This is a genomic window from bacterium (genome assembly GCA_016699595.1).
Classification (GTDB): domain Bacteria; phylum Patescibacteriota; class Dojkabacteria.
In genome coordinates this window covers 222,107-238,119 of the sequence record CP064982.1, presented here as the reverse complement: position 1 = coordinate 238,119, position 16,013 = coordinate 222,107, and the positions used below count along the sequence as shown (strand labels likewise).

Below are 16,013 nucleotides of genomic sequence, written 5' to 3'. Positions count from 1 at the left end.
GCAGTGGGGCTTTAGCGTATTTTGATGGCAATTTTATAATAATTTTAAAAACTTTTATTTTAATAATTCCTCAACAGTTGCATCGGCAAATATTTTCATTGTGTCGAATATCTTTAAGGATGGATGTTGAGGGATTAATAATTGGAGGTCTGTGCATGCCAACACGACACAATCAACATTTTTCTTTTCAAAATCAGAAATAATTTGAATAAGTTCATCTCTATCTCTGTTATTCTGCATTCCAGTAACAAGATTAAGAATAAATTTACCCATTTTCGCTTGTTGAAAATCGTCTGGAGTTTCGTAACCAATTTTATTCTCAGCGAAGGCATTCTCGTATAATTTATTCTTAATCGTCGCAGAAGTAGAAACAATGCCTACTTTATTCAAATTATTTCTCTTGAGGAATTTTACCGTTTCTTCCACGATACTTAAAACAGGAGTATCGACAGCGTCCCTGATCTCTTTGATAAAAACATGCAAAGAATTACACGGCATAACAATAAAATCAGCACCAGCTTTTTCTAGTCTTTTTGCCTCTTCAATTAAAAAAGGAGGTATTCTTTCAAATCCAATGTTTTTAGCAATAGCTTCTTCTTCAATTTTGTATGGCAAAGGGACGCTGGCGATTATGATTGAAGGCCTATGAGTTTTGTCTTTTTTCTGGCACGAAAAAACTACATCTAGGTAAAATTCCGATGTTGTTTCTGGTCCAAGACCTCCAATTATTCCTACTGTTTTCATAATAATATTGTATCTTAATAAAAGTTTTTAAAACCTTCGTTTTTTATTGCCATCAAAATATGTCATATAACACTAGGTTATACGAACTTTACTAGATTATACACTAATATTTTTGCTATAATAGTGTATTATGAATCCGCCAGAGTCACTAATCACGAAGTTCATCGAAATATTGAAGGTAAAGAGATACTCGCCAAATACTATTCGTGCTTATTCTTCCTATATCAAAGACTTCCTCAAATATTTTGCAAACAAAGAAATTAATAGCATTTCCGAAAGTGACGTATTACAATATATTTGCTACAAAATTAATGAACAGAATATTTCTCAGTCTGCACAGAAGGGTATCATTAGCTCAATAAAATTATTTTATAAATATGTACTTAAACTGGAAATTCAAATTGATTATATTTATCCAGATAGACGAGTTTATAAATTGCCATTTGTTTTATCAGAGGAAGATATCAAGAAGATCATACAAAGCATCAAAAATATAAAACATCGGGCAATAGTTTCCCTGATTTATAGTGCAGGATTACGAGTATCAGAACTAGTGAAGATGGAAATAGCGGATATTGATTCCAAAAGGATGACAATATTGATTCGTGGAGGGAAAGGTAATAGAGATAGAGAAGTTATGTTATCTTCGAACATCTTATTATTGCTTCGAAAGTATTATGTAAAATATCAACCTAAGAAATATATTTTTGAGGGAAGAAGTGGTGAAATGTATAATGTAAGAAGTGTACAAGAAGTTTTTAAAAATGCATTATTGAGTTCCGAAGTAAATAAGCCTGCGAGCGTTCATACTCTTAGGCACTGCTTTGCAACGCATTTGATAGAAAATGGTATAGATATCCGGGTGGTTCAGGAGTTATTGGGTCATAAAAATATAAAAACTACACAAATATATACACATATTACTGATGCTCATAAAAGGAAAATTCAAAGTCCAATTGATAGGTTAGAAATTAACTTTTAGTTTTGTCAATTGATAAAGTCCATCTTCCGTCATTTCAAAACCTCTTTTGGCATAATATTCTCTAGTTCCAATCGCTGAAATTACTTTCAAGCTATTATAACCCAAATCTTTCGCAATTTTTTTTGCTTTTTCAATCAACTTAGTCCCAAGTCCAAGATGCTGAGCATCGCCAGAACTATCTTTGCTAATTTCCAAACTTGGACCATAAACATGAATTTCTCGAATCATGGCAGAAATATTATCAATAGGCAAACTCAATCTTAAAAACCCAGCAATAAAATCCCCCTTGCCCCCCTTTTTCAATGGGGGCTTTACATATTCCAAAAACAATTCTTTTGAAATTGTAGTTTGATATTCAACTATTTTCAATTCCAAATCGACAAAAGTTACTTTTTCCTGTTTAATTTCTCTTGCTCTGATATTTTGATCTTGCATATCATTATCTTGCATATACTTCTCAACGACTTGTCTTAAGTTAGTAAGTTTATTTCCAGCTTCAATTTCTTGACTTGGTATATCTCGAATAATACGAGTTAACCTTACATATTCTGGAGTTTCTGCAATCATTTGAGCGATTAATTCAACCAATTCTTGAGTTTCATAAGGTCTCCAGTTTCCGGCTTTATACTCATTCTCAAGTTCAGTATTTGCAATCAAACTTGTTGGGTAAATTTTTATTTCATCTGGAAGAAAGTGAGGATCATTAACGAGTAACTTATAACTTTCCAAGTCTAGCTTTGGAGTTGCACCAAGTAAATTTGGCATCATATGAACATGAATTTTAAAGCCCCAAAGTCGAAGTAATTCAAAAGCTTTCATAGCATCTTCAATATTCTCACCTCGTTTATTCAAACTTGAAATTTCATCATTTAGGATCTGAATTCCTAGTTGAACTTTTGTAGCACCAAGTTTTCGTAAAGTCAAAACTTCTTTTTGTGTAATTCTATCTGGTCTAGTTTCAAAAACTAAACCCACGCATCTACATTTACCTTTCGAATTTCGATTTTGTTCTTCAAACAAAATTTCCCATGTAGGAGAATTCATAAAATCTCCTGCAACAACATTTTCTTTTTCCCACGCCTTAAATTCTTGAGTTTGGAGAAGTTTGTTGTATTCAATAAAATTAGTTTTACTTTTATCAATTAAAGAGTTAACCCCTTCTGTCCTGCTTTGCTGGACACCTTCCCATGTGAAGGAGTAATTTTTCCTAATATCATCATTAAAATCATTTTCAAATATCTCACTTATATCTTGCTTTGTCATTAACCTCTCATCACAAATTCCATCTCCAAAATCATTCATAGCCTTGAAAAGATTGTAAGTAAACCATAGTTTATAATCTTCTTTATAACTCGTCCAAGTTCCACCAAGTACAAGCATTTCGACTTTGTCGGTTGGATGACCTATATTTTGCAAAGCTTTAAGTCTATTCCAAACTTGAGCGTATGGAGAAAACCTGAACATCAGAGCTCTTTGAGCTCCAGGTTCAGTTGCGATATAACTTTTTGGCATCCGAACATCATTTGGACAAAATATACATTGTCCAGGGCAAGCATAAGGTTTAGTCAGAACCGTAACTGTAGTAACTCCTGATTCAGTTCGCATTGGTTTGAGTTTGATTGCAGATTTGAGAGATTCTAATTCGTTTTTCAAAACCCCTTCAGGTTCGCTTCGCTCGCCAGCTTCCCCAAGGAAGCAATATTCACCTTTTACCCTTAGCAATACATCAATTTCTTTCAATATGTCATCTTTGCTGAATGTTGAATTTCCATCTCGACTATATTTTCTAACTATTTTGATATAACTCGCAGTATCTAGTTCGTTTTTCTCAAGTAGGCTCAAAAGTTCTGATATAATTTCATGAAGTTGGGTTTTGTTTAAGTCAGAATGAAAAATAATTTGTATTTAAATCCAAAATCAGCAAAAGAATTTTCAGATAGCCGTTATGCACCATGGCAAGGTTGGTATGAATTGATGCCTTATTTTAACATAATTCAAGCAGATGATACTTCAAAACCCCTTCCGACTTTCAGCCACCTTCCACAAGGAATGAATAAAAATATACTAGACATTGGATCTGGAAACGGTAGATTTCTGAACTTTTTGATTGATAATAATATTAGTTTTGAGAATTATACAGGAATTGATTATTCTGACACTTTGCTTGAGATTTCAAAAGAAAAATTTAATTTACCAAATGTTAAATTTCTTAAACAAGATTTCACTTCGGAAAGTTGGGAAATATTGCAAGATCAGAAGTTTGATATCAAAGTTGGTTTTGGAGTTACACATCATTTAGAAAGTGAAACAGCGAGGGACAATTTCTTCAAAAATATCAAAAATCATTCAAAAAATGGCACATTACTTATACTTAGTTTTTGGGAGTTTTGGAAAATACCTAGACTTATGAAAAAAGCAATTGAAATAAGTCCAAATCTATATAAACTGGCTTTTGGAAATAATGAAGCTGAAAGGATTTGTTACAAGTGGGAAGAGGAAGATATCGAGAAATACTTTGTAGTAAATAATTTTCAAATTGAGAAAGAGTTTGAAATGGATTGGAATAGATACTTTATTTTAAGTAGTATTACTTCTTGAATTTAATTGATATTTTTAAGGAAGATCTAATTTTTCATCGCAACATACGCAACAATTGCAAAGCTACTTCCTACATTGAAACTTTCTTTCATACCTTGCATTGAAATTTTCACTATATAATTGGATAACTTTAAAACTTCTTTATTCACACCATCTACTTCGTGACCAAAGACCAAAACATCATCATCCCTAAACTGAAACTTATTAAGTTCAACTGCACTTTCTCCAGTTTCTATACTAATAATTCTTTTTTCTGCTGACTTTAAATTATTAACTAATTCAAGCACATCTTTATGATATTCCCAACTTACAGATTTTTCTGCACCAAGTGAAGTTTTTGCTAACTTTGGATGTTCTGGAGTTGCAGTAATTCCACAAAGATAAAGCTTTGAAATTCCCAGCCCATCGCTGGTTCGAAATACTGACCCAACATTATAAAGAGATCTTATGTTATCAAGAATTACTTCAATTTTCTTCATATCATTTCATATATTTAGCTAACTACTCAAGTAATTAGTAGCTCCAAAAATGCCACCAATGTGCCAATTACAATTACAATTGCAAAATTGTGTAGCACATGAGCTACGATTGAATAAATCATTCCATATCTCATTCTGATGTATCCAAATAAATATCCTAACCACAGCTGCGTCAAAGTAATTATCGGTATAAACAAATATAAATACCATGGCATTGGCTTATAATTCAAAATATGTATAAGCCCAAATATTATCACCGACAAATAAAAAGGCACAAAGAAATACTTTGTATACAAATTTGTAATAAATGAATTTACAAATTTAAGATCAAAAAAAATGTACTTTAAAAAAACAAATAAAAACAAAAATGTTAATATGCCTACTAATAAGATTATTATACTTATGTTTGTTTGACTTAATGAAGTATATCTTTTGAAGAGAAACCCACCTGTAATAGGTATTAAAAAGTAACTAACAAATAATGCAAATGAAATTGCTTGTTGAGTTTTATCATTTTTCAGATGTAGCCTAAAGATTAATTCCTCAAAAATTGGAGCAATAATTACAATAAACAATAATCCTAACAAAAGAATTATTATGTCGTTTAAAAGTCGGCTAGGATCACCAAAAATATCATTTCGAATAGATAACTGATTTTGAAATTCAAAGTTCGCTATAAAAGCTATAATTGCCAAGGCTGTTAGTTGAAACACTGCAACAAAAAACGTAATAAACTGCCCCAAGAAAAATGTGCCTGAAAATTTCAATAACTTTTCAGACATAGAACTGAATTCTACATTATGCATTAAATTCTTCGGTCTAAATATATTGACAAAAAAATCCTTAAAAAAACTGAATTCTTGTTTCATAGCAACATTATATATTCAAAAGCTTGATAATTCAAATTGCAAAAACCTGCTTTTGAAGGTAAAAAATGTATTGATAGTTCGATTATTTTCGGACAAAAAACTTTCAGTTAAAAATGAAAATAGGACAAATAATAATTTAATATTAAAAAGTGTAGACCAAAAATTATTTACTGTCTTGTGATAACTTGATAGATCATTTGTAACAGAGAAATCATTCTATGGTCATCAAAACAATTGAATTGCGCATTGTTATCAAACTTTTGATTTGATAATATTTGAAAGCAAGAGTTCTGACATGAGTTGAATTATTCAAAAAACCATAATATAAGTTTTAACGACAACTGCAATACACTTAGTATTACATTGTTAAATTATCAAGGAACCCTAATCAACCTCTTGTCAATTTTAGCTTATCAAATTTAACAATGAACTTATACAGAAAGTTCATTACTTGATATTGCATCAAATATCTTTTAAAATAAAGCAAATACTTTTAGCCACACCTCAACAATTGCCTATATGAAACTAATTAAAATCACAGCACTAATTTTGATTATTGTAACCGTCTTTTTCACTGCATCAAGTAAACTAAACGAAAAGATTACTGCTGATGGTTCAACGACAACGGCTGGTATTGCTATATCTGTTGAGTATGATGGCAATTCTCCTTTTGACATAGATGATTTAATTGGAAACGATAGTTCAGCAAACAATTACAGAGTACGTGCTGGACAACTTATAGTATATAAAATTGATTTAAACTTAGTTGATTCGACGGGTAGTACTCAAGAACCTTATGCAAATCTAACTGCTACATTAAATCCACTACCACTAGGATATATTTGGACGGAAATACCTGTAGGGTGTAATCTTGGTTCAGGAGGCTCATTAACTGGAGATGGCATAAACACTCAGTCAATATTGATATGCAATACTGGGATTAGAAACACCGGTGAAATTACTTCTGTATACGGTAATGTGCGCGCTTTACCTAGTATAGTTGAGGGGACAACTATTACTTTAACTGGTACTGCATCAGCTACAGGAGCAACGCATGTCACAACTGCATCAGCACCTACAGTAACAGGAACTGCTACACCTAAAATTGATTTACAAAAAGGAAGTATAGAATATAGAGGTACAAAGTTGAAAGATGGCGTAGCTGGAACACTTTGGTACTATGGAATAGGTGTCAAATTGAAACCTGGGTCAGAAATACCTCAATTACCAATGACATTTACAGATGATATTTCAGGAATTAGCCCCAATGCAGAACTTGATGCATGTGGCGTAAGTACTTTTCAAGTCCAATATTTTCCATTTGGCAAGATTGGCAATTACTCAGGATCAACTGCGACAAATGCTGTCGAAGATTCAGGTACAATTACTTGTACTCCTAGTCTTGGAGATGCACAAATTATCAACATATCAATTTCTAGTACTCATACAAATCCTTCTACATTTCCAACTGTTGCAAAAAACGGGAATACTCTTTCAAGCAATGACATGTGGATTGTTTCTGACTATATAGCAATATTTATACCATTTACTGATCTAAATATCAATCCATCAACTGGTAACTATGAACTTGCAAATGTATTGAATATGTTTGAAAACTTTAGTCCGGTTGGCTTAAACTCAGGCAATGCTAACTTTGGTGGAGCTGGTGATCCAGGAACAGGTCTAACAAATGAAGATACACTTAATACTTCTTTGTATGGTTCAGAAAATGGATATGTAAATGTAATTACATTACCTCCAGGTGGTATAGTTGCCAAAAGAGATTATAAATATGTTGATAATATTAGCACTGCAAATTTGATCAGTGATGGTAACTTAACCGCTGGTTATCTATCGAGTATTGTGCCCGTTGGTTCGACAGATGCATCTGGAGATGGTGTTGTTCCAAGAGGTGGATTGTATTCTAGCAAAAATATTTTTTATCCAAATGGAAAAATGACTTATATTGCCGGTAGTATGTTATGTACCAAAATCGATAATAGATATGTAGAGGTCTACCCAATATCAGGCCATACTGCTGAAGGAGCAATAGTACATGTAGACAATCCGTCCCTACTAGATAGCTTCACTGATGTCATAGTTCAATATGGCACAGGAGGAGTAAATGGAGTAGGTATAAATTGGGCTAATGACAGTGCTATAATGTCAGCAAATTGCGAAAATAATCAGTCAACTGATGGATTATGGTACTCGGATTTAGGTTCTGTACCCGGTGGTAGTGCTGCAATTACAAAAATTAGAGTTCTATTTACCGAAGATTATACCATTGCTGAACAATTAAATTATCAAGAACAAGTCAGCAATGCTTCATTCGTTTTAGAAGTCCCTTATATCGTGAAGTCTACTGCCCCCTTAAATCAAAAAGTTGCCAATCACTTTGGGTTTAAAGACGCTGCATTACAATGGCAACCTGTAAATGGAGGTTGGATTGACAGCAACTATAATGTTGATACCGCACTTGGAAATGGTCTTGGTGACAGAATTACTGTAGTAGGTGCAAAAGTTCGTGTGAATAAGACTATAACAGATAGTGCTAAGAAAGATGATACATTGACAACAGACCAAGAGGCATTCTGGATGTTATGGCCAAACACTGAATCTATGGGTGCTACTCCACCTGGATTTGCACAAAATGTGGTACTGACAGATACCTTACCACAAGGGATAGCTTATATACCCGGAACAGCTTTATGCAACTTACCTATATCAATGGTTTTTCAAATAGCACCTATAAATTGCGAACCTAGCATTACTTACAATGTTGATGGTACTAGTACTCTCACTTGGAACTATGGGGATGTAGAAGTTGGTAAACTATTCAAATTTATTGCTTTCAGGACTGACATCAGCAATTTGATTCCTAGTGGAACTATGAAAACAAATAGTGCCCTAATATCTGCCGAGAATGATCCTTCTATGGAATCTTGGCGAACATCAACGGCTACATTACAAGTTATAAACACATCTGCATTTGCAGTTGAAAAGTCAACAATCAAGCCAATTGTTGAGCCATTAGATACAATTGAGTTTTCGTTGGGCATGACGAATCCGGGTCAAAATCCTGTACCTAGTACTGATCTTATAGATTGGCTTCCTTGGAACGGAGATCAGAGAACACCTGCTACAAATTATCATGGAACAACTATACTACAAAGTATATCTTACGAGTCAGGAGTTGTTCCTACAAACATACTCTTCACGAAACATGACAGAAGCACCCTGTCACTACCTAATGACCTTGATCCGATCTCTATCAACCCAGCCATTGTTTGGTGTACTCAATTGCAATTTGGAAATATAGGATGTCCAGCTACATTAAATGAAGTAACCGGGTTAAGAATTCAAACTGGTTTACTAAATGGAGGTGATAGTTCTATATACAAATTAGTTATGAAGCCTCAGACTAATTCTCCAAATATGAATGGTGATATTTTCACAAATCAATTTATACTTAGGGCAAGCGGACTTGCTTTACCTGCGGTATCAAATAATGTTTCTGTTCAAGTGCTTCTTGGAGAAATTGGAGATTATGTTTGGGTTGATAGTAACTTTAATGGGATAATCGATAGCGGGGAATTACCATTAGCTGGAGTACTTGTAGAGCTGATAGATATAAATAATACAGTTATTGATTCTGTTGTCACTGGGAATGATGGATTATATTTATTTGAAAATTTAGTACATGGAGATTATAAAATAAGATTCACGCCACCAGCTGGTTATACTTATACTTATCCAAATACTGGTAATGACACTGAAGATTCAGATGCTTCACTTGCAAATGGTATAAGCCAAGTTATTACTTTGGATATCGGTGAGTCAGATATAACTATTGATGCTGGATTTGTAGGTAGCAGTCCTAGCATTTCAGTCGTCAAAAGGATAAATGGCGATGATGCAAATTCTACTCCAGGACTATCTTACGAAGGTGGTTCTCAGCTAAACATTACATTTGAAATTACAAATACAGGAAATACAATTTTAAATAATATTCTTCTTGAAGATAATGTATTAAGCGAATCAGATATTAGCTGCCCCAAAACTACATTGATTCCTCGAGAATCTATAACATGTACTAGTGTATTTACTTTACCTAATAATGCAGGGCAACATACAAATATTGCAAATGTCACCGGCACACCCCCTACATTGCCAAATGGGAATCAGCCTGCAAATGTTACTGATTCTGACCCAGCAAATGCATTTGTACCAGCATTACCTGGAATAAGTTTAATCAAGTTGATAAATGGTAATGACGCAAATATTACTCCGGGAATTTACGTGTTACCGAACACTCCTTTAACTATCGAGTATCAAGTTGCAAATACTGGCAATGTTCAACTAAACCATATAGTCATAGCAGATGACATGATTGCTACTTCTCAAATCAATTGTCCTAGCAATGTACTTGCTGTGGGTGGAACCATGACATGTACTGCGAGCTTCACATCTCCAGCAAGTGGTATTCAGCATACCAATAGTGGGACTGTAATGGGAACTCCATCACCTACACCTAACAACTTACATCCGTCACCTATTAGTGACAGCGATCCTGCGAATGCATTATCTATCAATCCAGCTATAAACATTATCAAAAGAATAAATGGTGAAGACGCTAATGTAGAACCTGGAATATATATCAGTGCCGGAACCTTGATGGAAATTACATTTGAAGTAACTAACATTGGTAATATAACATTGAATGATATTGTAGTTTCTGACACTCATATAAATACTAGTGAGATCAACTGCCCCAAAACTATATTACTACCTATGGAGAGCATGATTTGTACAGCTACACTAATAGCTCCAGAAAATGGTCAGCATACAAATACAGGAGTTGTTACAGCAACACCATCCCCACTTACTGATGGTACGGTTCCTGATAGTATATCTTCAGATGATCCTGCGAATGCAATGGTTTCAAGTCCTAAGATAGGTTTGCTTAAGAAACTGATATCCTCGACTGATTTAGGTTCGAATCAATTCAAAATTAAATATGAATTAAGATTCAAAAATGTGGGAAATATGAAGTTGCATAACTTACAAGTTAAAGATAACTTGAGATTAGCTTTCCCAGTACCAATAGAAATAAGTAATGTTGTCGCAACGACTGATAATAATTTTCAAATAAATTCTCTTTACGACGGAGTAACAGATGACAATGTTTTGATTGGTACAGATAGTTTAGGGATATTAGAAGAGGGAGTTATAATCATTACTCTTGATCTCAAGATTGTGGGTACTAGTAGAAGTGTATTTTGGAATTCTGCAACAATAAAAGGCACTTCTGATCTGAGTGAGACCGTAATTGATATTTCAGATGATAATACAGAAAATCAAAGTGGTTACAATGGAAATAACAATAATGTGGGAACGGATCAACCAGATGACCTGAATAATAGAACCAATTCAGGTAATATTTTACCTAACAGATTGAATGATCCTACTCCAGTTCAATTTGAGATAAAACTAGCTGATACTGGAAAGAGAAATGTTATTTTCCTTTATCTAAACCCTTTGTTTAAATTATAGAAAAAAAGTTTGACATATATTTTATATCGTTGTTATAATAAGCACACTTTCGGAGGCCATGAATAATTATGTTGTAGTTTTTACAAGATAGAATAAATGGGAAACTCGCCGAATTTTAGTTCAGAAAGAAAGGTTAGACATAACTTATTAGACTCTGACAAGCTTTAAGTAAATTACTTGTAAAACAAATATACAAACTCAGAATACAAAAATGAGTTTCAAGTGAGACAAGTTACTTTCAATTTGGAAAGGTGAATTTGATTGTTAATTTTAAATACTGATCTCAAACTAAGGGTGGTACCTTGGAAATATTATTAAATTTTCAACCCTGGAGTATATGTTCTAAATTTAGTTTAGGATATGTATTTCAGGGTATTTTTTATATATTGAACAACAAACTAACTGAAATAGCTGGCTGGTATGGAGTAATTGCAACTTTGACAGCTTACACTATCAACAGCTGGCTTATCACGAACAAATTTGAACAAATTCCACTTGTACTACTAGCTATTTTCTTGAATGTTACTGCAAGTACAGGAATAATAATTGATACATTGAAAGACAAGAATCCACAACCGATAGTTATAAATATTTGTTGGATCATTATTACACTAGTATCTTTAGTCCAAATATTAACTAAGTGACTCTTTAACACATGAGCAAATCACGAATAGCAACTTTGATAGTAATAATTTTCATACTAATTATCATCATCATATATATAATTATACGAATATTAACTTCTAGTCTGTTTGATACTGAAAACAAAATTGGCATACCAAACTTTGACAAAAGTAATTTTGTGTTGGCAAATGAAGTAGAGAAAGTTTCTCTGTATGCGAAAGGCACTGGAGATCCAAGCAGTTATTATCAAGATTATTTTGACAGTATAAGAGTATTTCTTAAGTCTAATCTAAACAACGATATGAAAATTTCTGAACTTAAACTGATAAAAGAGAGTAAATATCTTGCTAAGAATAATAGTAGTGAAAAGCAAGATGATAATTCTTATGTAGTCTTCACTCTTGGAGAAAAGATGTGGAATACTGATTGTGCAGTTTTATACTTTGAAGGTAAAATGCAAAAGCTTGAAGTAACATCCTCAGATTGGATACCACCTCCATCCGATGCTTACATGTGCAAGGGTTTTAATGCTCCAGAGAATTTAGCTGAGATTTTGCAATATTTATAAATTAAGTTTTTACATTACCAATATGAGTATATTAGAAAAAATTCAAAAAATCATTACTCCAAAACCATCTTTTTATATACGAACAACTATGGGCCAAAAGCAAAAGATGAAATCAATAATTGGCTGCACATCAAAAGAAATAGTAAGTATTATGCAACAAACTTTGAACAATAACTTTGACGACCTTGGTATAGTAAAAGATACTTTTAAACAAATTACTACTATAGAAGATTTTGACAAGCTAAACAGGGAAGTTTTTGCCTCTGATGCAAAGTTTATAAAGCTTCATAACGATGAAGTAGGTTTTTATTTCGAAATATCAGATCAAACAACTACTATTGAAAAATTTTGGCAAAAAATCACTCAATCCTTTGAAACAACAATTAAATCAACATGACAAACAAATTCCCACACCAACAAATTGACTCCAAATGGAGAGAAGTTTGGAAAGAACAAAGACTTTATAAGCCAAACCTAAAGTCAGAAAAAGATAAATATTATGCACTTGTTGCCTTGCCTTATCCTTCTGGTTATGGACTACATGTAGGTCATATGTATTGCTTCAATCCGGTTGATATTTTAGCTAGGTTTGAACGAATGCGTGGCAAAGAAGTAATATTGCCCATTGGTTGGGATAGTTTTGGGCTACCTGCCGAGAATTATGCTATAAAAACTGGTATTCATCCAAATACAACAACACAAGAAGCCATAAGTAATTTCAAACGGCAACTAGATTTGGTCGGATTCTCTACAGACTGGGAAACTCATGAACTTGCTGCTCATTGGGAAAACTACTATAAATGGACTCAATGGATTTTCTTGCAAATGTACAAAGATGGTTTAGCATATAGAGCAAATGCTCCTGTAAACTGGTGTCCTAGCTGTCAAACAGTCCTCGCAAACGAACAAGTTATAAATGGAAAGTGTGAAAGATGTGAAAGTTTAGTTCTTCAAAAAGATATGGAACAATGGTTTATGAAGATAACGAATTATTCTGAAAGACTTTACCAAGATTTGGATGAAGTTGACTGGCCAGAGAGCACAAAAGCTGCACAAAAGAACTGGATAGGCAGATCTGAAGGTGCAGAAGTTGAGTTTCAAATCTTTCCTTCTAGGAAGGTGACGGAAGCGGAAGGTTCTAACGATGGAAATACTCTCAAAGTTTTCACGACTCGCCCAGATACAATTTATGGAGCAACTTTTATGGTAATTGCTCCTGAGCATGCTATGCTCGTTGAAATGCAAGATTTTATAACTAATAATCAAGACATTATAGATTATAAAAATCAAGCAAAGTTGAAATCTCAACTGGAAAGAGAATCTCAAATAAAAAAAACAGGAGTTGAAGTGAAAGGTATAAAGGCTATAAATCCAATGACAAAAGCTGAAATTCCCATATTTGTTGCAGATTATGTACTAAATACTTATGGAACCGGAGCCATAATGGCAGTGCCTGCTCATGATGAAAGAGATTTTGAGTTTGCAACAAAATACGGATGTGATATAGTTCAGGTCATAAAACGAATAGATGCAAAAGGAAATCTCGGCTGTAATAATCCTAATTGTAATAACTGCAAGGATAATTGTGAGTGTGAAGTTGATAGGTGTGAGAAACTTCCATTTTTGACAGATGATGAAAATTCAAGATTGATCCATTCAGATATATTGAATGGACTAACTGTTCCTGAAGCTAAAAAAAGGATTATAAAAGAATTTGAAAAACTTGGAATAGGTAGCACAAAAATAACTTATCGACTTCGTGATTGGTTGATCTCAAGACAAAGATATTGGGGTTGTCCAATTCCAATAGTTTACATTCCTGTCACTGAGGATAATTCCCAAAACAAAGATTATAATGAACTCAAAGAAGTAACATTTGATGGTAAAAAATACTTTGTAAAACCAGTTGATGAAAAATATTTACCACTCAAACTTCCAACTGATGTTGAATTTAAACCAACTGGAGAATCTCCAATTGCATATTCAGAAAGTTACAAAAAATTAGCTGAAGAACTTTACGGAGTAGGCTCTCGATTTGAATTTGACACTCTCGATACATTTATAGATTCAAGCTGGTATTATATGAGATATATGTCAGTAAATGACGATACAAAGGCTTTTGATAGTGAACTTTGTAATGCTTGGTTACCAACAGATCTATATATGATTGGTCCAGAGCATATAGTTTTGCACTTGATGTATTCTAGGTTTTTTACGAAATACTTTTTTGACAAAGGATTGATAAATTATTCCGAACCTTTTTATAAAATGAGACATCAAGGCATGATTCAAGGTCCTGATGGTAGAAAGATGAGCAAGCGATGGGGAAATATCGTGAATCCTAGCACAGTTTGTGAGAAGTATGGTGCTGATACATTGCGTGTTTATGAAATGTTTATGGGTCCGCTTGAGCAAAGCAAGAATTGGAGCGAAGAAACCGTAGTTGGAGTGAGAAGATATATTGATAGAGTTTGGAATTTTGCTGAACAATTGGGAAATACTAATGTCAAAGATAGTTATTCAGAAAAGGCTCAAGAAGTAATTCAAAAATATAATTTAACTTTTGAATCAATAAAAGAATCTGAAATTAGAGATGCCAGAAGAATTCAAGTTGAAGGTTGGTATGATAATAATATAAGTCCTGAAACTGGAATTGATATAGAAATTCTAAAAAATATTCAAGGAATGATAGTTCCTGATGAAAGTACCGATTTAACAAACATTATTCCAAGGTTTGCAAATTCCAACAGAAAAATCAGTTTAACAATTAAATCAGAAGGAAAAGTTATAGGTTGGTTAAGTAGCTTTCTATCTCAAGATAAAAATCAACATAGGAAACTAGTTCTATACATAGATAGAGATTTTAGAGCTAAAGGAATTGGAGGTGTTGCTATGGAAGTTATAATAACTAAATTTGCAATTCATGATTTGTATCTTGAGGTAGTTAGTGGAAACAATGCGATTAACCTTTACCGAAAATTCGGGTTTGTAGAATGTGGAGAAGACAAGTATATGTTGAAAGATAATGTTCATTATTTGCCAGTCATTAAAATGGTACGCTATGTCTCAACTCCAAAAGTCAAAGCAGAATTACAGAAATTGATCAAGTATGTAACTACAAACATTCCGGAATTGAAATTCAATACTTGTGTTGCTGAGTTTATGAAGTTCCAAAACTTGATTGAACAAGAAGGTATGACTATTTCAATTGATGACTTTTTGACTTACATGAAATTACTTGCACCGTTTGCACCATTCATAACTGATGAAATATACAATAATTTAACAATTAATATTGCTTCTTCTGTGGAATCTGTTGATCTAAGCGAGACTGAAGAGGTTAGTATTCATCAAACAAATTGGCCAACTTGGGATGAGAAACTTATATCTGAAGAGAAGATGGTAATAGGTGTACAAGTTAATGGAAAGCTAAGGGGAGAGCTTGAGTTGAGTGTAGATGATGACGAATTAAGTTTGAAGGAAAAAGTTATGCAAGATATGAATATAGCTAAATGGTTGCAAGGGGTAGAAATCAAAAAGTTTATCTATGTCAAAGGTAGAATTGTTAGTATAGTTATTTAAATGATTTTTAC

11 protein-coding genes are annotated in these 16,013 nt (G+C 33.2%); 7 read left to right on the top strand and 4 right to left on the bottom strand.

Annotation, left to right across the window (positions count from 1 at the left end):
• Positions 1 to 54: 54 nt before the first annotated feature.
• Complete coding sequence (locus IPJ91_01225) at positions 55 to 744, bottom strand: amino acid racemase (protein ID QQR93762.1); 690 nt, start codon at positions 742 to 744, stop codon at positions 55 to 57.
• A gap of 130 nt (positions 745 to 874) precedes the next feature.
• On the opposite strand from IPJ91_01225, the gene IPJ91_01220 reads away from it, so the two are divergent.
• Positions 875 to 1,726, top strand: a complete 852-nt coding sequence (locus IPJ91_01220) for a site-specific integrase (protein QQR93761.1) — start codon at positions 875 to 877, stop codon at positions 1,724 to 1,726.
• Here the strand turns inward: IPJ91_01220 and IPJ91_01215 are convergent.
• The gene (locus IPJ91_01215; protein ID QQR93760.1) at positions 1,709 to 3,568 is read right to left on the bottom strand and encodes a tRNA uridine(34) 5-carboxymethylaminomethyl modification radical SAM/GNAT enzyme Elp3; all 1,860 of its coding nucleotides are present in this window, start codon (positions 3,566 to 3,568) and stop codon (positions 1,709 to 1,711) included. The two genes, IPJ91_01220 and IPJ91_01215, sit on opposite strands and share 18 nt — an antisense overlap.
• Positions 3,569 to 3,613: 45 nt before the next feature.
• On the opposite strand from IPJ91_01215, the gene IPJ91_01210 reads away from it, so the two are divergent.
• Positions 3,614 to 4,324, top strand: coding sequence for a class I SAM-dependent methyltransferase (locus IPJ91_01210; GenBank protein QQR93759.1), 711 nt, complete (start codon positions 3,614 to 3,616; stop codon positions 4,322 to 4,324).
• 26 nt (positions 4,325 to 4,350) lie between these two features.
• On the opposite strand, the gene IPJ91_01205 is transcribed toward IPJ91_01210, so the two are convergent.
• On the bottom strand, positions 4,351 to 4,803 hold the full coding sequence (locus tag IPJ91_01205; protein QQR93758.1) for an RNA methyltransferase: 453 nt from the start codon (positions 4,801 to 4,803) through the stop codon (positions 4,351 to 4,353).
• Positions 4,804 to 4,829: 26 nt separating this feature from the next.
• Positions 4,830 to 5,672, bottom strand: a complete 843-nt coding sequence (locus IPJ91_01200) for a CPBP family intramembrane metalloprotease (GenBank protein ID QQR93757.1) — start codon at positions 5,670 to 5,672, stop codon at positions 4,830 to 4,832.
• A 519-nt stretch (positions 5,673 to 6,191) separates the two neighbouring features.
• On the opposite strand from IPJ91_01200, the gene IPJ91_01195 reads away from it, so the two are divergent.
• From IPJ91_01195 to IPJ91_01175, 5 genes are all read left to right on the top strand, one after another.
• Positions 6,192 to 11,228, top strand: coding sequence for a hypothetical protein (locus IPJ91_01195; protein ID QQR93756.1), 5,037 nt, complete (start codon positions 6,192 to 6,194; stop codon positions 11,226 to 11,228).
• A 386-nt stretch (positions 11,229 to 11,614) separates the two neighbouring features.
• Positions 11,615 to 11,872: a hypothetical protein gene (locus IPJ91_01190; protein ID QQR93755.1), complete on the top strand. Its 258-nt coding sequence runs from the start codon at positions 11,615 to 11,617 to the stop codon at positions 11,870 to 11,872.
• 11 nt (positions 11,873 to 11,883) lie between these two features.
• Complete coding sequence (locus tag IPJ91_01185; protein QQR93754.1) at positions 11,884 to 12,420, top strand: hypothetical protein; 537 nt, start codon at positions 11,884 to 11,886, stop codon at positions 12,418 to 12,420.
• A gap of 22 nt (positions 12,421 to 12,442) precedes the next feature.
• On the top strand, positions 12,443 to 12,817 hold the full coding sequence (locus IPJ91_01180; protein ID QQR93753.1) for a hypothetical protein: 375 nt from the start codon (positions 12,443 to 12,445) through the stop codon (positions 12,815 to 12,817).
• Entirely contained in the window at positions 12,814 to 16,002 is a 3,189-nt protein-coding gene (locus IPJ91_01175) for a leucine--tRNA ligase (GenBank protein QQR93752.1), read from the top strand. Before IPJ91_01180 ends, IPJ91_01175 begins: the two co-directional genes overlap by 4 nt.
• The last annotated feature ends 11 nt before the right edge of the window (positions 16,003 to 16,013 follow it).